At 62.4% G+C, this 19,314-nt stretch carries 20 protein-coding genes; 13 read left to right on the top strand and 7 right to left on the bottom strand.

Annotation, left to right across the window (positions count from 1 at the left end):
• Positions 1–38 precede the first annotated feature (38 nt).
• The 12 genes from FSY59_RS07385 to purT all read left to right on the top strand — a co-directional run bounded on the left by FSY59_RS07385 (position 39) and on the right by purT (position 10,977).
• Positions 39–389 carry a DUF4845 domain-containing protein gene (locus tag FSY59_RS07385; protein WP_003057968.1) on the top strand — a complete coding sequence of 117 codons (351 nt, stop codon included), beginning with the start codon at positions 39–41 and terminating at the stop codon, positions 387–389.
• A gap of 9 nt (positions 390–398) precedes the next feature.
• Positions 399–1,082, top strand: a complete 684-nt coding sequence (gene rnc / locus FSY59_RS07390; protein ID WP_003057967.1) for a ribonuclease III — start codon at positions 399–401, stop codon at positions 1,080–1,082.
• Positions 1,079–2,182 carry a GTPase Era gene (gene era, locus FSY59_RS07395; protein ID WP_003057966.1) on the top strand — a complete coding sequence of 368 codons (1,104 nt, stop codon included), beginning with the start codon at positions 1,079–1,081 and terminating at the stop codon, positions 2,180–2,182. Before rnc ends, era begins: the two co-directional genes overlap by 4 nt.
• Positions 2,183–2,327: 145 nt before the next feature.
• A complete protein-coding gene (gene recO / locus FSY59_RS07400) occupies positions 2,328–3,107 on the top strand; it encodes a DNA repair protein RecO (RefSeq protein WP_003057965.1) in 780 nt (259 codons plus the stop codon).
• On the top strand, positions 3,104–3,877 hold the full coding sequence (locus FSY59_RS07405) for a pyridoxine 5'-phosphate synthase (RefSeq protein ID WP_148728725.1): 774 nt from the start codon (positions 3,104–3,106) through the stop codon (positions 3,875–3,877). The genes recO and FSY59_RS07405 overlap by 4 nt, the downstream gene beginning before the upstream one ends.
• A gap of 64 nt (positions 3,878–3,941) precedes the next feature.
• Positions 3,942–4,337 (top strand): holo-ACP synthase, encoded by a 396-nt coding sequence (acpS, locus tag FSY59_RS07410; protein WP_003057963.1) that lies wholly within the window; start codon positions 3,942–3,944, stop codon positions 4,335–4,337.
• A gap of 58 nt (positions 4,338–4,395) precedes the next feature.
• Positions 4,396–5,490 (top strand): beta-N-acetylhexosaminidase, encoded by a 1,095-nt coding sequence (gene nagZ, locus FSY59_RS07415; RefSeq protein ID WP_148728726.1) that lies wholly within the window; start codon positions 4,396–4,398, stop codon positions 5,488–5,490.
• A gap of 193 nt (positions 5,491–5,683) precedes the next feature.
• Positions 5,684–7,465, top strand: coding sequence for an ABC transporter ATP-binding protein/permease (locus FSY59_RS07420; protein ID WP_050872216.1), 1,782 nt, complete (start codon positions 5,684–5,686; stop codon positions 7,463–7,465).
• A 112-nt stretch (positions 7,466–7,577) separates the two neighbouring features.
• A complete protein-coding gene (locus FSY59_RS07425; protein WP_148728727.1) occupies positions 7,578–8,633 on the top strand; it encodes a 6-phosphofructokinase in 1,056 nt (351 codons plus the stop codon).
• Positions 8,634–8,687: 54 nt separating this feature from the next.
• Positions 8,688–9,158: a hypothetical protein gene (locus FSY59_RS07430; RefSeq protein WP_003057958.1), complete on the top strand. Its 471-nt coding sequence runs from the start codon at positions 8,688–8,690 to the stop codon at positions 9,156–9,158.
• Positions 9,159–9,273: 115 nt separating this feature from the next.
• A complete protein-coding gene (locus FSY59_RS07435; RefSeq protein WP_148728728.1) occupies positions 9,274–9,627 on the top strand; it encodes a hypothetical protein in 354 nt (117 codons plus the stop codon).
• Positions 9,628–9,759: 132 nt separating this feature from the next.
• Positions 9,760–10,977, top strand: coding sequence for a formate-dependent phosphoribosylglycinamide formyltransferase (gene purT, locus FSY59_RS07440; RefSeq protein ID WP_148728729.1), 1,218 nt, complete (start codon positions 9,760–9,762; stop codon positions 10,975–10,977).
• A gap of 61 nt (positions 10,978–11,038) precedes the next feature.
• Here purT and FSY59_RS07445 read toward each other — a convergent pair whose 3' ends face one another.
• The 6 genes from FSY59_RS07445 to FSY59_RS07470 all read right to left on the bottom strand — a co-directional run bounded on the left by FSY59_RS07445 (position 11,039) and on the right by FSY59_RS07470 (position 17,612).
• On the bottom strand, positions 11,039–11,695 hold the full coding sequence (locus tag FSY59_RS07445; RefSeq protein WP_003057955.1) for a mechanosensitive ion channel family protein: 657 nt from the start codon (positions 11,693–11,695) through the stop codon (positions 11,039–11,041).
• A 157-nt stretch (positions 11,696–11,852) separates the two neighbouring features.
• The gene (locus FSY59_RS07450; protein WP_019043798.1) at positions 11,853–12,911 is read right to left on the bottom strand and encodes a diguanylate cyclase domain-containing protein; all 1,059 of its coding nucleotides are present in this window, start codon (positions 12,909–12,911) and stop codon (positions 11,853–11,855) included.
• Between the two features lie 113 nt (positions 12,912–13,024).
• Positions 13,025–14,053 carry a hypothetical protein gene (locus tag FSY59_RS07455; protein WP_003057952.1) on the bottom strand — a complete coding sequence of 343 codons (1,029 nt, stop codon included), beginning with the start codon at positions 14,051–14,053 and terminating at the stop codon, positions 13,025–13,027.
• 106 nt (positions 14,054–14,159) lie between these two features.
• Positions 14,160–14,996 carry a class II glutamine amidotransferase gene (locus FSY59_RS07460; RefSeq protein WP_148728730.1) on the bottom strand — a complete coding sequence of 279 codons (837 nt, stop codon included), beginning with the start codon at positions 14,994–14,996 and terminating at the stop codon, positions 14,160–14,162.
• A 180-nt stretch (positions 14,997–15,176) separates the two neighbouring features.
• Positions 15,177–16,721, bottom strand: coding sequence for a lysine--tRNA ligase (lysS, locus tag FSY59_RS07465; protein WP_148728731.1), 1,545 nt, complete (start codon positions 16,719–16,721; stop codon positions 15,177–15,179).
• 240 nt (positions 16,722–16,961) lie between these two features.
• The gene (locus FSY59_RS07470; RefSeq protein ID WP_003057947.1) at positions 16,962–17,612 is read right to left on the bottom strand and encodes an LON peptidase substrate-binding domain-containing protein; all 651 of its coding nucleotides are present in this window, start codon (positions 17,610–17,612) and stop codon (positions 16,962–16,964) included.
• A gap of 60 nt (positions 17,613–17,672) precedes the next feature.
• On the opposite strand from FSY59_RS07470, the gene FSY59_RS07475 reads away from it, so the two are divergent.
• The gene (locus FSY59_RS07475; RefSeq protein ID WP_148728732.1) at positions 17,673–18,239 is read left to right on the top strand and encodes a YggT family protein; all 567 of its coding nucleotides are present in this window, start codon (positions 17,673–17,675) and stop codon (positions 18,237–18,239) included.
• Between the two features lie 174 nt (positions 18,240–18,413).
• Here FSY59_RS07475 and accD read toward each other — a convergent pair whose 3' ends face one another.
• Positions 18,414–19,289, bottom strand: coding sequence for an acetyl-CoA carboxylase, carboxyltransferase subunit beta (gene accD, locus FSY59_RS07480; protein WP_003057944.1), 876 nt, complete (start codon positions 19,287–19,289; stop codon positions 18,414–18,416).
• Between the last annotated feature and the right edge of the window lie 25 nt (positions 19,290–19,314).

A 19,314-nucleotide genomic window follows, 5' to 3' on the forward strand; every position in this document is an offset into this window, starting at 1 on the left:
CACGGGCAGGAACATGCCCGGCTTGAGAGGGGAAAAGCATGAAAAATCTGGCATTGCGCTCCAGGCAGCGTGGTCTGTCCTTCATCGGTCTGGTGTTTCTCGTGGCCATCATCGTGGCAGTTGCCGCAATTGGCGCACAATCGGTGCCCGTCTTCCTGGAGTACCAGGCCATCACCAAGGCGGCCAACAAGGCCGCCGCTGAAGGCAGTACCGTTGCCGAAGTCAAGGCCAGCTTCGATCGTTCGGCCTCCATTGATGACTTCAAGTCCATCTCCGGCAACGATCTGAACGTGACCAAGGTCAACGACAAGATCGTCGTGGGCTTCGAGTATTCCCGTGAGATTCATCTGGCAGGCCCTGCCTACCTTGTTTACCGTTTCAAGAAATAGACCTTTCAGGTGGAACCTGCTCTAGTCGCTCTGCAGCAAAGGCTGCAACATCAATTTGCCAACCCGGCGCTGCTGCAGCGTGCCATCACGCACCGCAGCTTTTCGGCCGACAACAACGAGCGACTGGAGTTTCTGGGCGACTCGGTGCTCAGTCTGGCCATCTCCAGCCTGCTCTATGCCAAGCTGGCCTCCATGCCCGAAGGCGATCTCTCGCGTGTTCGGGCCAATCTCGTCAAGGAAGGCACGCTGCACAAGATTGCGCTGAAGTTGCAGCTGCCCGATCTGCTGCGTCTGGGCGAAGGCGAGGCCAAGTCCGGTGGCAAGCAGCGCCCGTCCATCCTGGCCGATGCCGTGGAGGCGCTGATCGGTGCCGTCTACCTCGATGCCGGCTTTGCCGCAGGCGAGAAAGTCGTCCACCACCTCTTCGAGGGCGTGGACATCAACCCCCATATGCGTGCGGCCGACAAAGACCCCAAGACCGCACTGCAGGAATTGCTACAGGGCAAGCGCATGAAGCTGCCGCAATACCATGTGGTGGAAATAAGTGGCGCGGCGCACAAGCAGACCTTCAAGGTCGAGTGCACGATTGCCGAATGGAATATCAGCGCCCAGGGCTCGGGAGCATCCCGTCGCATGGGCGAGCAGGCAGCCGCCGCTGCCTTGCTGGAAAAAGTGAAAGCCAAAAATCCATGACCGATGCTGCTAAGAAAAAGATAGCGGGCACCGCAGGTGCAGAAAAAGCCAAGGGCCAAAAAGGCCCCAAGTCTGTGACTACCGATATCAGCGACCCCAGCCTGGACTACATCAGCGCCATGCTGGCCGCTGCCAAGCCCGGCAGCACGCCGACCGCCATCCGCGACCAGGAGGAAGAGGCTCCGGCTCGCGTCTACGCGCCCGAAGAGCAGCGCTGCGGCCTGATCGCCATCGTCGGCAAGCCCAATGTGGGCAAGTCCACGCTGATGAACGCGCTGGTGGGCCAGAAGATCTCCATCACTTCGCGCAAGGCCCAGACCACGCGCCACCGCATCACCGGCATCCGCACCAAGGACGAGACCCAGTTCGTCTTTGTCGATACCCCCGGTTTCCAGACCAAGCATTCCACCGCCCTGAACAAGTCGCTCAACAAGACCGTGATGGGCGCGATCGGCGATGTGGACCTGATCCTGTTCGTGGTGGAGGCGGGCAGCTTCACGCTGGCCGATGCCAAGGTGCTGAGCCTGTTCAAGCCCGGCATTCCCACGCTGCTGATCGCCAACAAGCTCGACACCGTGGGTCGCCGTGCCGAGATCGCACCCTGGCTGCGCGACATGCAGGAGCGCCATCCTTTTGCCGAGTTCGTGCCCATGTCGGCCAAGAACAAGAAGGATATCGAGCGCATGTATGGCATCTGCGCCAAATACCTGCCGCAGCAGCCTTGGTTCTACGGCGAGGATGAACTGACCGACCGCAGCGAGAAATTCCTGGCTTCCGAAACCCTGCGCGAGAAACTGTTCCGCTTCACGGGCGACGAGCTGCCCTATACCTCCACCGTGGTCATCGATAAGTTCGAGGAGGAGCCCAGCCCCAAGTTCGGCCGCTTCATGCGCGTTGCCGCCACCATCGTGGTCGAGCGCGACGGCCACAAGGCCATGGTGATCGGCCAGGGCGGCGAGCGCCTCAAGCGTATCTCCACCGAAACCCGCCAGGAGCTGGAAAAGCTGCTCAATGCCAAGGTGTTCCTGGAAGTCTGGGTCAAGGTCAAGTCCGGCTGGGCCGACGACGAGGCCCGGGTCAAATCCTTCGGCTACGAGTAAAGCTTTTTGACCCCCACGCTCGCTCACTGCGTGTGCTCGCTGCCCCCTGAGGGGGCCCTGACCCGGCTTAGGCCGGGTTTTGCCTTGGGGCGGCCCGGCGGCAAAACCGCCCCCTTCACATTTTTGTTGTGGTACGGAGCAAGTCATGGCTAGCGCCAAACGCGTCGGCGACGAACCCGCATACATCCTGCACCAGTACGACTGGAGCGAATCCAGCCTGATCCTGGAGGTGTTCACACGCCATCGCGGGCGTGTTGCGCTCGCGGCCAAGGGTGTCAAGCGTCATACCTCCAACTTTCGCCCTGTGCTGCTGCCGCTGCAGCCGCTCAAGCTCAGCTACACGCTGGGAGCAGAGGGCAATGCCGAGATTCACACGCTCAAGGGCGCGGAATGGGCGGGCGGCCATGTCATGCCCCAGGGCGATGCGCTGTGGTCGGGCATGTACCTGAACGAGCTGCTGCTGCGCCTGCTGGCGCGCGACGACCCGTATGCGGCGCTGTTCGACATCTATGCCGGGGTGGTGCGCGTGCTGGCGGGTCAGCATGGCGGCACGACCGAGGCCATCGAGCCCGTGCTGCGTGCCTTCGAGCTGGTGCTGCTGCGCGAGCTCGGCCATCTGCCCGATCTGAGGCAGGAAAGCGCCACGCTCAGCCAGCTCAACAGTGTTTTGCGCTACACGCTGGTGGCTGATGGAGGTCTGCGCCAGGCCGCCGGTTACGAGCGCGCGGCGCTGAGTGGCCAGCAGTGGCAGACCATAGAGCTGGCGCTGCAGGCCGAGCAGCCATTTCCGCGAACCCTGAACGCACTGGCTGAGCCCGAAGTGGCCCAGGCCCTGAAGCCGCAATTGCGCCATCTTCTGCAATACCATTGCGGCTCAACCATGCTGCGCACCCGCCAGCTGATGATGGATCTGCAATCGCTATGAATACCTCTGCCTTCCCCCGCACCGCGCTTTCGGTCAATGTCAACAAGGTGGCGCTGCTGCGCAATACCCGCCATCTGGGCATTCCATCGGTGACGCGTGCGGCGCAGATCTGCCTTGAAGCGGGAGCGCAGGGCATCACCATTCACCCGCGTCCCGATGAGCGCCATATCCGTGCGCAGGATGTGTTCGAGCTGCACGATCTGCTCAAGAACTGGCCTGAGGCCGAGTTCAATATCGAAGGCAATCCCACGCAGAACCTGATGGATTTCATCCGCCAGACGCGCCCGCACCAGGCCACCTTCGTGCCCGACAGCGAAGACCAGTTCACCAGCGACCATGGTTGGAGCTTTCCCCAGGATGCCGAACGCCTCCAGCCGCTGATTGCCGAATGCAAGGCCCTGGGCGTGCGCGTGAGCCTGTTCATGGACCCCATCCCCGAGCAGATGGCGGCTGCCAAGGCAGTCGGCGCTGACCGCGTGGAGCTCTACACCGAGCCTTTTGCCGCCAACTGGGGCAAGGCCGAGCAGGAGCAGCAACTGCAAACCTATGCCAGGGCCGCGCAGGCCGCGCTGGAGGCCGGGCTGGGTATCAATGCCGGCCATGACCTGAATCGCGACAATCTGGCCGCCTTTGTAGCCCGGGTGCCGGGTCTGGCCGAAGTCTCTATCGGCCACGCCCTGATTGCCGATGCACTGGAGCTGGGCTATGCCGAGACCGTCAAGGCCTATCAGGCCTGCATCGACGCTGGCATGGCAGGCAGGAATTCCTGAAAAGATAGCTGCCAGCGCTTTGTGGGTAAGCGTTTAAGGCCTTTTTCTCTGTAAGGAGCCATGGATGATTTACGGCATCGGCACCGATATCTGCGACGTGCGCCGCATTCGCGCCAGCCTGGAAAAGCATGGCGAGCGCTTTGCCCTCAAGGTGCTGGCCGAGGGTGAAATGGCGACCTGGAAGGCGCGCAGCGCCCGTTGGCCCGAGCGCGGCATCCGTTATCTGGCCACGCGCTTTTCGGCCAAGGAGGCGTTCAGCAAGGCCGTGGGAATGGGCATGGTCATGCCCATGACCTGGCGCCATTGCGAAGTCATCAAGCTGCCCAGCGGCCAGCCTGCGATTCGTCTGCATGGCGAACTCAAGGAATGGTTCGAGAAAAACAATCTGACGGCCCATCTTTCGGTCACCGATGAATCCGACTATGCAGCCAGCTTTTGCGTGGTCGAGAGAAAAGAATGAAATATGGAGCTGGCGCTTAATGGATAAGCGCTAGCAGCTATCAAAAACAAAGTACATCATGAGCATGCACGCCCCTCTCATCATCGATATTGCAGGTACATCGCTGACCGATGTGGACCGCGAGCGCCTGGCCCATCCTCTGGTCGGCGGCATCATTCTCTTCAAGCGCAACTGGCACGATCGCAGCGCGCTGGTCCAGTTGTGTGCCGATATCAAGGCCGTCAAGCCCGACCTGCTGATCAGCGTGGACCACGAGGGCGGTCGTGTGCAGCGCTTTCGCACCGATGGCTTCACGCATATTCCGCCGATGCGCGCCTTTGGCGAGATGTGGATGGATGACGGCGGCAAGGGCCGGAAATACCGCGAAGGCAGTGGCGCCATGCGGGCCATGAACGCCGCCACGGCCGCCGGCTATGTGCTGGGTACGGAGCTGCGCGCCTGCGGTGTGGATTTCAGCTTCACGCCCGTGCTGGATCTGGACTACGGCGAATCCTCGGTCATCGGTGACCGCAGCTTTCACCGCGACCCGCGGGTGGTGGCCACCCTGGCCAGGAGCCTGATGCAGGGTCTGCTGCAGGCCGGCATGGGCAATTGCGGCAAGCATTTCCCCGGCCATGGCTTTGTGAAGGCCGATTCGCATGTGGACATTCCCGTCGACAGGCGCAGCCTGACGGCCATTCTCGACGAAGACGCCGCTCCCTATCCCTGGCTCTCCAGCGTGCTTACCGCCGTCATGCCCGCCCATGTGATCTATCCCAAGGTGGACAAGCGCCCGGCAGGCTTCAGCGAGAAATGGCTCAAGGAGATCCTGCGCGCCCGTCTGCGCTATGACGGAGCCATCTTCAGCGACGACCTCAGCATGGAGGGTGCACGCCGCATCGATGGCGCACTCATCAGCTACACCGATGCCGCGTTGACGGCCCTGAATGCGGGCTGCGACATGGTGCTGCTGTGCAACCAGAGCCTGGGTCTGGGGGAGCATGTGGACGAGTTGCTGGACGGCATGGATGCCGCGCTGCGCGATGGCCGCTGGGTGCCCGATATCGACTCCGAATCGCGCCGTGTCTCGCTGCTGCCCGACACCGAGCCCCAGGCCTGGGACGATCTGATGCGTCAGCCCGCCTATCTGCAGGCGCTGGATCTGTTGCCCTAGGCGGCACTGAGCCGGCCCCGCCATCCGCTGCCTTTGACGCAAGGGCAGCGGATTTTTTGATGTCTTTCGAAGGCCGGGCAGGGCGGCTGCCGGCATTTAAGTCTGGCCTCAGCTAGCCGGCTTAGGGTGAGTTCAGGAGCCTGGCAGCGGCATCGCCGCGGCACCAGTTGTTCATGAATCACCGAAAGCCTGCATGACTTCCAAGAGCCTGGGACCTGAGTCCCGCAAACACCGGTCGGGCGTTCTGCGCCAGGCCTTTTCGCTGACCCGGCCCTATTTCCAGTCCGAGGAGAAATGGAAGGCCTGGGGGCTGCTGGCCGCCATCGTGGGCCTCAATCTCGCCGCGGTGTTCATGCTGGTTCAGATCAATGAATGGAACCGGGTGTTCTATGACGCATTGCAGAACAAGCAGGCCGAGGTGTTCTGGCAGCAGCTATGGCGCTTTCTCTGGCTGGCCCTGGTGTATATCGTCATCGCGGTCTACAAGTTCTATCTGACGCAGTTGCTGCAGCTCAACTGGCGGCGCTGGCTGACCGAGCACATGTTGCAGCGCTGGCTGTCGGCCAAGGCGTTCTACCGGCTGGAGCTGGGGCGCTATGGCGTGGACGGCAGTGCCAAGGCCCCCGACAACCCCGACCAGCGGATTCAGGAGGACCTGAATCTGTTCACCACCTATACCGTGTCGCTGTCCATGGGGCTGCTGAATGCGGCCGTCACCTTTGTGAGCTTTGTCGGCATTCTGTGGAGCCTGAGTTCCGTCGTCGATATCGGTCTGCCGGCACTGCTCGGCGGAGGGCAGCTGCAGGTTTCCGGTTTCATGGTCTGGATGGCCGTGCTGTACTGTCTGGTCGGCAGTGCAATCACCTTCTGGATCGGCAAACCCCAGGTCTGGCTCAACAGCCGCCAGCAGCAGTTGGAGGCCAACTTCCGCCATCACCTGATCCGCGTGCGCGAACATGCCGAAGCCATCGCCCTGGACGGTGGCGAGCGCGTGGAGGGTGCCCAGATCGGCCTGCGTTTCGGTGATGCCCTTGGCAACTATCTGAACCTGATCAAGAAGCAGAAGAGCCTGGGCTGGTTTACCAATTTCTTCGGCCAGGCAGCCGTGGTCTTTCCCTTCATCATTGCCGCACCGCGTTTTTTCAGTGGCGCCATCCAGCTGGGCCAGCTGATGCAGATAGGCTCGGCCTTCAATCAGGTGCAGGACTCGCTGAGCTGGATCGTCAGCAACTACTCCGATATTGCGGCCTGGCGGGCCACGACCTTGCGCCTGGCCGGTTTTGATGAGAGCCTGCGCGAGCAGGAGGTGCATCCGGTCGGCGTGCAGCTTGCAGCTTCGAACCAGTTGCAGACCCGGAATCTCGATGTCTCCCTGCCCGCAGGAAGCCCCATCGTGGCGGACGCCAGGCTGCTGATACGCCCGGGCCAGAGGCTTTTGATCAGCGGGCCTTCGGGCAGCGGCAAGTCCACCTTGCTGCGGGCGTTTGCAGGCATCTGGCCCTATGCGCGAGGCCAGGTGGAGCGGCCTCTGGACGCAATGTTCATCCCTCAGCGCCCTTATTTTCCCGACGGCAGCCTGCGCGATGCCCTGGCCTATCCGGAGCCGGCGGCAAGCTACAGCGATGCACAGCTCAAACAGGTCTTGCGCGAGGCGCAGTTGCCGCAGCTGCAGGAGCGGCTGGACAGCCAGGCGGCCTGGAACAGCAGCCTGTCGGGAGGCGAGCAGCAGCGGCTGTCCGTGGCGCGGGTCTTGCTCAAGCGTCCGGCCTGGGTGTTTGCGGACGAGGCCACGAGCGCGCTGGACAATGCCGCCGAAGCGCAGATCTACAGCCGGCTGGTGCAACTGGTGCAGGGCAGAGGCGGGGCACTGGTTTCGGTGGCGCACCGCGACAGCGTGACGGAGTTCCACACGTCCCGCTGGCTGCTGCAGCCGCAGCAAGGGATCCGGGAGGCCGACCTGCCCGGGAGCCGCTGAAGCAGGCAGGTTCAGGGACAAGCAGTCTCAACCGGGGTGCAGGCATGGGAGGCGCTGGCAGCGGCTTTCTCGTGGGATGATGTGCATTCGAGAATCTTTGGAGAGCGAGCCCATGCGCGTTGGTGTGCTGACCGGTGGCGGCGATTGCCCCGGCCTCAATGCGGTGATCCGTGCGGTCACCAAGTCCCTGATCAACCATGGCCAGTGCGAGGTACTGGGCATTGCCGACGGCTTTGAAGGGCTGATGGATGCGAGCCCGCGCGTCAGAGCGCTGAGCTGGGACGAGGTCAGCGGCATTCTGCATATCGGCGGCACGATCCTGGGCACCAGCAACAGCGCCAATCCATTGCGCGATGCGGCCACGCTTGCCCAGGTGGGGCGCAATGTCAAGGCTCTGACACTGGATGTGGTGGTCGCCATCGGCGGCGACGGCACCATGAGTCTGGCCCATGGCCTGGCGCAGGTGGGACTGCAATGCGTGGGCGTGCCCAAGACCATCGATAACGACATTGCCAACTGCGAGCGCAGCTTCGGCTTCGATACCGCCGTGGCCACGGTGACCGAAAGCCTGCGCCGCATCGAGAGTACGGCCATGAGCCACCACCGGGTGATGATCGTGGAGACCATGGGTCGCCACGCGGGCTGGCTGGCGCTGGAGTCCGGCATCGCCGGTGCTGCCGACATCATTTTGCTGCCCGAGATCGATTACGACCTGCAGTCCATCATCAAGGTCTGTCAGGAGCGCGAGCGGCGTCAGCGCTACACCATCATCTGCATCGGCGAGGGGGCCAAGGAAAGCGGCCAGAGCCTGACGGTGCGCGAGCGGATTGCGCACAGTCCCGACCCCGTGCGTCTGGGCGGCGTCGGCCATGTGCTGCGCGAGCGCCTGCAACCCCATCTCCAGAGCGAGGTGCGCACCACGGTGCTGGGGCATGTGCAGCGCGGCGGCGATCCGACCCCGTTTGACCGGGTGCTGGCCACGCAGTTCGGCCACCATGCGGCGCAGCTGGTGCTGGGCGGCCAGCTGGGCCATATGGTCACGCTGCAGAACGGCCGCATTGGCAGTGTGGCGATTGCCGATGTGGCCAATACCCAGCGCACCGTGCCGCTGGACAGCCCGCTGCTGACCATGGCGCGCGATATCGGAATTTGCTTCGGCGAGGCCTGAGCTGCGCTAAGGTGTGAGCCTGCGCGCACTTTCGGCGCGCCGGAGAAATTCAGCATGGACCGACATGAAGAAGCCGTGATGCAGCTGCTCACGGCCAACGGTGAGACTTTTGTGGCCCCCAAGTACGAGGTGGCCGATGGCTGGCAATGTCCGGCTTTCGTGGCATTGCGCCCGGCTCGTCGCCAGGTCTATGTGGTCGAGGTATCGGCTTCCGGCTATCCGCTGGCGCTGGTCAACCGTCTCAACGAGCGGGTCGAGAAATGGTATGCCCCGCTACTGTCGCAGCTGCACGGCCTGGGCATCACGCAGCCCGACTGGGAGATTGCCTGTCTGGTGTTTGTGCGCAGCGACCAGATCGACTGGCTCAAGGAACGCGTCAAGGACTTGAGCGGCGTGCATGTGCTGGGTCTGGAGCAGGCCAGCAGCCCCTGGGTCTGGGACGATGCGGTCTGGACTTCCGAGATGCGATTCGACGCGGGAAGCATTCCGCAGCGTGGCGGCAAGGCTGTCGGTCTGACGCACTGATACCCACCGAAAAATTTCAAGATATGGGCCTCAATCCCTTTTTCTTGAAGCGGTTGAAGCTATCTGTTGGGTAGAGATGCTGGCCCATGAACACCACTCAGTTGCAGGTAGGCAGATGACTCTTTTCCGAATTCTGATCGTGGCGGCTTTGACCGCCTGCGCCGCTGCCGCCCAGGCTGCAGACTGGCAGATCTGCGATCTCAAGGTGCAGGTGCGAGAAAAGCAAAGCGGTGGCCGCGCGCTGCAGACCCGCGTGCTCGAAGCCAAAGCCAGCGGCGATGCCGAATGTCCGCAACCAGGCACGGCGCTGAGCTTCAGGCCCGAAACGATGGACTATCAAAGCGAGCTGCCGCGCAGGCAGTGGCCCAGTCCCGGTGCTGCCGTGACGGTACGCTTTCGCTATATGGACGGGCAATGCAAGAATCGCGGCGCCTGCCGCATCGAGCATTACTCGCCGATGCCGCATTGAATCTTCAATCAGCCGCGCCATGTGCTTCGTCGGTCGGCGCTGAAAGCGGCCGAATTGCCAAGCTGCAGTCACGAGAGGCTTGCCTGCTCGCCTATGATCGCAGGCTCGGCCCCATATATGCAGGATGCAACCATGACCACCCTAGGAACCCCTCTCTACCCCAATGCCACCAAAGTCATGCTGCTGGGCAGCGGCGAGCTGGGCAAGGAAGTGCTGATTGCCCTGCAGCGCCTGGGCGTGGAAACCATTGCCGTGGACCGCTATGAAAACGCGCCTGGCCAGCAGGTGGCCCACCATGCGCGCACCATCACCATGAGCGATCCGGCCCAGCTCAAGGCGCTGATCGAAGAGGTCAAACCCGATCTGGTCGTGCCCGAGATAGAGGCCATCGCCACGCCCATGCTGGAAGAGCTGGAGGCCGCAGGCGTCATCACCTGCATTCCCACGGCCCGCGCCGCGCGTCTGACCATGGACCGTGAAGGTATTCGCCGTCTGGCCGCAGAAACCCTGGGCCTGCCCACCAGCCCCTATCGTTTCTGCGACTCTCTGGCCGAGCTGCAAGCTGCGATCGACGGCAGCGACGGCCAGCCCGCCATCGGCTACCCCTGTGTGGTCAAGCCTGTGATGAGCAGCTCGGGCAAGGGCCAGAGCAAGATCGACGGCCCGGCCGATGTGGCCAAGGCCTGGGATTACGCCATGGCCGGCGGCCGTGTCGCCAAGGGTCGCGTGATCGTCGAAGGCTTTATCGACTTCGATTACGAAATCACCCAGCTGACCGTGCGCGCCAAAGGTGCGGATGCCCAGATCGAAACCCATTTCTGCGATCCCGTGGGCCATATCCAGCAGGCCGGCGACTATGTGGAGAGCTGGCAGCCTCACCCCATGCACCCTGCAGCGCTGGAGAAATCGCGCCAGATTGCCAAGGCGGTCACCGACGACCTGGGCGGCCTGGGCCTGTTTGGCGTGGAACTGTTTGTGAAGGGCGAGCAGGTCTGGTTCAGCGAAGTCTCGCCGCGTCCCCATGACACAGGTCTGGTGACGCTGTGCACGCAATGGCAAAGCGAGTTCGAACTGCATGCCCGCGCGATTCTGGGTCTGCCCGTGGATGCCAGCCTGCGCAACCCTGGTGCCAGTGCCGTGATCTACGGCGGTCAGGATGCAGAAGGCCTGGTGTTTGACGGCGTGGACCAGGCACTGGCCGTGCCCGATACCGATCTGCGCCTCTTCGGCAAGCCCGAGAGCTTCGTCAAGCGTCGCATGGGCGTGGCCCTGGCGCGCGCTGGCGATGTGGAGCAGGCTCGCGTGAATGCCAAGCTGGCCGCCAGCAAGGTCAAGCCGCGCCTGCCTTGAGGGAGTCAAAAAAGGGCTTCTCAGTAAGCCCTTTTGCATGGATGCCGGGTATCAGCCGGTCTCAGCCCGAGGCAGCGGCGTTGCCTCCAGGAGTCGTGATGGCCACGGCGCAAGCTTCCTCCTGGCTGGTGGCCGGCGTGTTCTCCGTCACCACCGGCATGCCGCCTTTCCAGCGGCGAATGACGCGCTGGAAGATCAGGGAGTTGGGAATCTGCAGCAGATTGGGCATGCCCGCCGGTGCGCTGTCATCCTGCAAGGTGATGTAGAGCATATTGAGGTCGATCACGCGGCCCTTGGCTCCAGGCTTCTCGGCAGTGTCGAGCACCTCGATATAGTCGCCCAGCCTGAATGGGCCGACGGTGACGATCAATAACGCGCAGAACAGGTTGGAGAGCACGCTCCAGGCCGCGAAGAAGGCAACGGCGCCCACGGTGGCAAAGCCGGTGAAGGCCGTCCAGAGCACGGTGGCCGACATGCCCAGGCGCTCGAGAATCGCCAGCACGGCGGCGGCGATGATGATCCAGCGAAACACGCCGCGCAACGGCATGAGCAGCTCATGCGGCAGGTCATAGGCCTTGCCTGCGCGCGAGATGATGCGCTTGATGAGCCAGTTGATCAGCCAGGCCACCAGGATGATGAGAAAGATCTGAATCCCGGGAATCAGGATTTCAAGCCAGTCCTGCATCCAATCGGGCAGGTGCATTTGAAGACGACGCATAACCAGTCACTCGAGAAAAACGGCAGAGGTCAGCGCCGAAGGGCTGACAGGACAATGCATCAATCCTAGCGTCTCTTGAGAGCACAACCGGCAAGTGCAGACCGGACAGCTTGCGGGCAGGAGCGGGCAAGCCGCTGCAGGCTGCGACGCAGCGGCCTCAGATCTGCCTTTGCTCTATGGTGTCCATCTGCATCTCGAAGCTGAAGAAGCGGTTGCGCCCTTGTGACTTGGCAGCGTACAGGGCTTCGTCGGCGCGCATCAGCATGGATTCGGCGCTGGTGTGTTCGTCGGGAATGCAGGTGGTGATGCCGCCGGAGAGGGTCAGCGGAATGTCCTCGACCGTTCCTGGCGGACGAATCTTGAGGAACTTGAGCATCTGGCCAAGCGCACGTGCGAACGTCATCGAGCCGGAGCGCGGGGTGTTGGGCAGGACCAGGGCAAACTCTTCACCGCCGTAGCGTGCAGCGATGTCGCGCGGGCGCACGCAGACCTCGCGCAGCAGACGCCCGACCTGCTTGAGGCATTCGTCACCCTGGACATGGCCGTAGGTATCGTTGAAATGCTTGAAGTGATCGAGGTCGCAAAGCATCAGCGTCAGCGGCCTGCTCTCGCGCCTGGCCGCTGCAATTTCGGCATGCAGCATGCGGTCCAGCCCTCTGCGATTGACCAGGCCCGTGAGCGCATCGAGCTCCACCATCTCGTTGAGTTTCTGATTCGCCAGATGCAGCTCTGCTGATACGGAGACAAGGCGGCGACGCATGTCCAGCAGGCGGCGCATGGCACGCAGTTTGGCGACCAGCACAATGGGCTTGACGGGTTTGACCAGATAGTCGTCGCCGCCCGCTTCAATGCCGCGCCAGACATCCAGGTCGTTATCCAGCCCGGAGAGAAAGATGATGGGCGTCCACTCGCCGGGTTCGGCCTCGCGCAGCTGACGAGCGACCCAGTAGCCGTCCTCGCCGGGAAGGCGGATATCCAGCAGCACCAGATCGGGTCTTTCGCTGCGAAACAGTGCCAGCGCAGTGCGGCCGTTTTCGGCTTCCAGAACCTGCGTCACACCGGCCTGGCGCAGTTCGGTCACCAGGGCAGCACGCATGACGGCCTGATCCTCGACAACCAGCACGGAGAACGGGGTCGCAGAATCGGGTGACGAGAACCGTGCCCCGCTGGATTCGATGGCAGACAAAGCTGATGCAGAAGATGGCAGAGCTGTCATGGGAGGAAGATCAGGGTCGGACGCATCTGTAGTTCAGGCATGTGCCGGGAAATATATTGTTACTTTATACGCCGGTTTCGAGCAACAGGCTTTGCGAATGGTCACGCAGAGACTCAGGCCAATGCCAGGGCAGAGTGCGCCTTGCTGGATTCATCGTGCCAGAGCACAAAAGTCCGTGCCGCCGAGCACTGCGTCGTTGCGCCCAGCTGATCGATATAGCGACAGGCCGCGAACCGTGCCGATCTGGCCTCATAGTCCGACACCCACTGCTGGCGCGAAGCCTGGGAGGCGGCAGGCAGGGGCCAGCGCCTCTCCTGAGTGGACAGGCCGTTCAGGCCCATGCGCCAGGGTTTGCCGCTGACGCGAGCGCGAAAGCACTGCTGCTGCTGGCACAGCATGGCATACAGCGGGTCGACCTCGAGCTGCTGGAACAGCGCCTGAACCTCGGGGGAAGAGGGGCTGAATGCGGCGTGAGTGACGATGACGCGCAAGCCTTTGGGTGTTTCGTAGACGCGCAGACCCCAGTCAGGGTGGCTGGCGGAGAACGCCTGAATCTTTGCCAGCGCAAGATCGACAGGCGGTGGCTGCCGGGCATTGTTGCGTTGCGCCTTGCGGGCATGCAGCCATTGCGCAAGGCCCGACCAGAAGACCAGGCCAATGCTGGCCACCAGCAGCATCAACACCACAGGACCCAGACTCCAGGTCAGCGGGGTCACCCACAGCCAGGGCAGGGCCAGGGCCAGCAGCAGCGACGAGATGAGAGGGAAGCGGGCAGGCTTTTTCTGCGGTGGAAAGTCGATATCGGCAATGGCCACATGCTCCGTGTTCAGGCAGTGCGCGCCATAGCTGTTGCGGGTCATGACGGATTCATCACGCCGCTCCAGCACCTCTTCGCGAATGGGCGTGCCGCCGTCCAGGCCGTATTCACCACGCCATTCCATGCGCTCGAATCCCGCATCGAGGTGGCGTTGCGTGGGAGCGGCCAGCACGGCGTCCAGCGCTTCCTGGGCACGTTGCTGCGCATGGTTCTCGGCTTCCTGCTGGCTGTGGTCGGACCAGCCCCAACGCTGGACGGTCGCGCCGTGGCGTTGGCCGGTTGCATGGCGCAGCCGCGCTTGCGCCCAGTATTGAGGGATATGCATGGTGGGCCAGTATAGCCACGGGGTTGATAACGCAGTTGCCGCCCGGATGGTGGCAGCGATTGGATGAACGTGCGCCGGGTTTGGGCTTGTGCGGCTGCGCACGCCCTCAGGGTTGAATGGGTGCGAACGGCAGGTAGTCGATCTGCATGCCACGCACGACGATTGCCGTGGACTCGGGCACCTGGGCCCAGGCCTGCGGCAGATCGACCAGCGGCTCGGAAACGATCAAATAGGCATCGTAACCAACGGCCGCGATGCGCGGGTCGTCGGGGTAGAGCGCGTGAAGATGCTTGAAGGAGGTGCTGTGATAGAGCGAGCGCGGCGACTGGCCTTCGCTCGCGTAGCGCACGGCCACCAGTTGCTCGCCATCGCTGGCGCACACGGTCATGCTGAGCGGGTGTGCGATCCCGTGCCTGCGCGCCGTGGCCTCGACAAAACCCGCCATGCGCGCGATGGCCGGCACGGGAGTGTGCTCCAGCCCGAAACTCATGGCCAGAAGGAACATGGTCTCCGAGTCCGTCGAGCCTTCCAGCGAGGTGAAGAGCTGCGGATCGATGGCCATGAGCAGATCGCGCCTCACGCGCGGAAAGTCCTCGATCATGCCGTTGTGCATGAACATCCAGCGCCGGTGGCGGAACGGATGGCAGTTGGTCTCCTGCACCGGCGTGTGCGTTGCCGCGCGAACATGCGCAAGAAACATGGGCGCCGACACGGCGCGCGACAGCTCGCGCAGGTTGTGCTCGTGCCAGGCCGGCTGGATGCAGCGATAGCGAAAGGGCATGTCGTGCGGGTGCTGGTACCAGCCCAGTCCGAAGCCATCGCCATTGGTCGTCGTCGCTCCAAATCTCGAATGCAGGCTTTGGTCGATCAGCGAATGGCGTGCGTGGAACAGCATTGTTTCCAGGGAAACAGGATTGCCGGTATAGGCCAGCCAACGACACATGGCGCTCTCCTTGTGGACATGGAACCGAGGATTCATCCTATCGGCACCAGGCACCACCGGGGCAATACCGGTTTTTGCTGATTTTTTAATAGCTAATAACGCTTGCCCTGCTTGGTTTTCAGTAATAAAAATATCTGAAAACCAAGACAGTCAAGCGTTAATAGCTATCAATTTTCAGGCTTACTGTTCGCGACGCAGGGCAGGGAACAGAATCACGTCGCGGATGCTGGCGCTGTCGGTCAGCAGCATCATGAAGCGGTCGATACCGATACCGCAGCCACCGGTGGGAGGCATGCCGTATTCCAGGGCGCGCACAAAGTCGTGGTCGAAGTACATGGCTTCGTCGTCGCCGCCGTCCTTGGCTTCCACCTGGGCATTGAAGCGGGCCGCCTGGTCTTCTGCGTCATTGAGCTCGGAGAAGCCGTTGCCGAATTCGCGGCCGGTGATGTAGAGCTCGAAGCGCTCGGTCACTTCGGGGCGCTCGTCGTTGGCACGCGCCAGCGGCGAGATCTCGGTGGGGTGCTCCATGATGAAGGTGGGGTTCCACAGCTTCTCTTCCACCACCTCCTCGAAGTACAGCACCTGCAGGCTGGCCAGGGTGCGGGTGGACAGCTTGTCCTTGTCTTCCTTCATGCCCAGCTTCTTCAGGGCATTGGTCAGCCATTCGCGGTTGGCCACGTTGTCGCCGGCTTCGGTGTACTTGATGATGGCTTCGGGGATGGTCAGGCGCTCGAAGGGCTTGGCCAGATCCACGGGCTTGCCGCCGTAGCTCAGCTCCAGCGTGCCTACGGCCTTGATGGCCGCGTCGCGGATCAGCTTTTCGGTGTAGTCCATCAGGTCCTGGTAGTTCCAGTAGGCCGCGTAGAACTCCATCATGGTGAACTCGGGGTTGTGGCGCACCGAGATGCCTTCGTTGCGGAAGTTGCGGTTGATCTCGAAGACGCGCTCGAAGCCGCCGACGATCAGGCGCTTGAGATACAGCTCGGGCGCGATGCGCAGGTACATCTCCTGATCCAGCGCATTGTGGTGGGTGATGAAGGGCTTGGCATTGGCACCGCCGGGAATGGGGTGCAGCATGGGGGTCTCGACTTCCAGGAAGCCGTGCTCGACCATGAAGTCGCGGATGCCGGCCACCGCCTTGCTGCGGGCCACGAAGCGCTTGCGGGCTTCTTCGTCGGTCATCAGGTCCACATAGCGCTGGCGCACCTTCTGCTCCAGGTCGGCCATGCCGTGGAACTTGTCGGGCATGGGGCGCAGGCTCTTGGTGAGCAGGCGGATTTTCGCGGCCTTGATCGACAGCTCGCCGGTCTTGGTCTTCATCAGCTGACCTTCGACAGCGATGATGTCGCCCAGATCCCACTTCTTGAAGTCGGCGTAGACCTCTTCACCCACGGCATCGCGGGTGACATAGGCCTGGATGCGGCCCGTGGCGTCCTGCACGGTGGCAAAGCTGGCCTTGCCCATCACGCGCTTGAGCATCATGCGGCCCGCCACGCTGACAGCCACGCCAGCGGCGTCCAGGGCTTCGGCATCCTTGTCGCCGTGTTCGGCGATCAGGGCAGCTGCGCGATGCTCAGGCTTGAAGTCGTTGGGGAAGGCGACGCCGCCATGGGCCTTGGAAGACTCGCGCAGGGCCTTGAGTTTTTCGCGGCGCTCGGCGATGAGTTTGTTTTCGTCCTGAGGGGCGGTGTTTTCTGCCGCAGAAGAGGTGTTTTGTTCAGTCATGAAAAGAGAGCGCCAGCGACAAGCGCCGGTTGGAGGCCAGAAACAAGGGGCAGCCAAGATGGCAGCTGCCCGAAACCAGTGATTTTAAGTTTTTTGCCGAAGCAGCGGTAGGCGAGCGGGCAAAGCGCTGACGGGAGCTGCGGTATGCGGTCTCCACGGCTCAGGCTGCATTCGAGCAAGTCAGCTTTATGCGATCAAAAAAGTAGCCTTGTCGACCGTCAGCAAAGGGGTTAGACGTTTTCAGGCATCGTCCTGCGGGGGCGATCCGGTAATGCCGCTTTGCTCCAGCACATCGGCGATCAGCTCCAGCCGCAGCAGCGGGGCGTCCAGCGTCATCAGCTGCTGCTTGATCCGCACCGGCAGGGGCAGCATCTCGGCCCAGCGATTGGCAACCCAGGCGCAGTCGTGCATCTGCGCCGGAGTGGGCAGCTGCGCGTGATCGGGGTCGTGGTCGTGCAGGTTCAGCAAGGCCTGAGCCAGCGCATAGGAGGTGCTCAGCAAATGCTTGGGGACGGTGACCTTGGGGTCGTCGGGCAGCATGGCGACATCGGCCACCCACAGGCCATGCGGCAGCTGCCAGCAGCGCTGGATGTGAAAGCGCTGGGCGCCCTTGCATTGCAGATGCAGCAGCCCGGGCTGGGGCGAGTCGAGCTGGGCGATACGGGCCAGCACGCCTTCCGAGTGCAGGCGCTCGGTCTGGGCGCCGGCCTTGCGCACCTCCTGTCCCGCCTGCAGCGCCACCACGCCGAAAGGGGCGTCGGCATGCTGGCATTTGCGGATCATGTCCAGATAACGCACCTCGAAGACCTGCAGACTCAGCAGGCCTTCGGGAAACAGCACCGTGTTCAGCGGGAACAGGGGCAGGGAATGCAGACTTTGCGTATCGGTCATGGTGCCCGGCTATCATCCCATGAATAGGTGAGTTGCTCACTGTTTTCTGAATTGGGTCACATGCTGTTCGAAATCGTTTTGTTTCTGCTGGATGTCGTCGTCGGGTTGATCAGCGGGGCCTGCCTGCTGCGCATGTATATGCAGGCGCAACGAGTGCCGTTTGGCAATCCCGTGGGGCAGCTGGTCTTTGCGCTGAGCGACTGGATCGTCATGCCGTTGCGCAAGGTCGTTCCGGCCAAGGGCCGCTGGGACAAGTCCAGCCTGATTGCGGCCTTGCTGCTGCAACTGGTGCAGGTGCTGCTGATCTGGCTGCTGCTCGGTGCCAAGGGATCGGTACTGGCGCTGCCATGGCTGGCTTTTTGCGGACTGGTCAAGGTCATTCTGTCCGGCATGATGGGCGTCTTGCTGATCTACGCCATCCTGTCCTGGGTGCAGCCCTATTCCCCCATCTACGGCGTGCTGCAGCGCCTGGCCGATCCGCTGGTGGCACCGATACGCAAGGTGGTGCCCCTGATAGGCAATGTGGACTTTTCGGCGCTGATTGCCCTGATCGGCCTGCAGGTGCTGCTGATGGTGCTCAACTATGTGCAGGCTGGCGGCCTGTCCATGATTGCCGGTGTGCGCTAGGGGAGCTGCCCGGGCCGGCAAAGCTGTACCGCCTTGAGGTTTGCGGATGAAACCTCGTCAATTCCAAAGCCTGTTCTGAGCTGCTTTGTGAATGTCCCGAGGCATAAGAACCGATAAAAAAGGCTGACGCAGATGAATGCTGCGTCAGCCTTTTTGCTTTGGGTCGGGCGGTGCTTATTCCACGGCGTCCGCAGGCAGACGTTGCAGCATGGCCAGAGAGCTGGAGATGCGATCACGCAGCTCGCGGCGGTCGACGATCATGTCCACGGCGCCCTTGTCCTGCAGGAATTCGGCGCGCTGGAAGCCTTCGGGCAGCTTCACGCGCACGGTGGTTTCGATCACGCGAGGGCCGGCAAAGCCGATCAGGGCCTTGGGCTCGGCGATCACGATATCACCCACGAAGGCGAAGCCGGCGGACACACCGCCCATGGTCGGGTCGGTCAGCACGGAGATATAGGGCAGGCCCTTCTTGGCCAGACGTGTCAGCGCGGCATTGGTCTTGGCCATTTGCATCAGCGACAGCAGACCTTCCTGCATGCGGGCACCACCGGTGGCGGTGAAGCAGACGAAAGGCACTTTCTGCTCGATGGCGGTTTCCACGCCACGCACAAAGCGTTCGCCGACCACGGAGCCCATGGAGCCGCCCATGAAGTCGAACTCGAAGCAGGCCACGACCACATTGATGCTCTTGACAGAGCCACCCATGACGATCAGTGCATCGGTCTCGCCGGTGTTCTCCAGCGCTTCCTTCAGGCGCTCGGGGTACTTGCGGCTGTCCTTGAATTTCAGCGGGTCGACAGGAATCACTTCCTGTGCGATTTCATAGCGGCCTTCGGCGTCAAGGAAATGGTTCAGACGCGCGCGCGCGCCGATGCGGTGGTGGTGGCCGCAGGTCGGGCAGACGTTCTGGTTCTTTTCCAGATCGGTCTTGTACAGAACCGTTTCGCAGCTGGGGCACTTGATCCACAGACCTTCGGGAATCTGCTGGTGGCGTTCCGTCGGATTGGTCTGCTGGATTTTTGCAGGCAGAAGTTTTTCAAGCCAGGACATGGTGTTTCCTTTTCAGTTTCCACTG

Source organism: Comamonas sp. Z3, from assembly GCF_008121565.1.
Classification (GTDB): domain Bacteria; phylum Pseudomonadota; class Gammaproteobacteria; order Burkholderiales; family Burkholderiaceae_C; genus Comamonas; species Comamonas brasiliensis.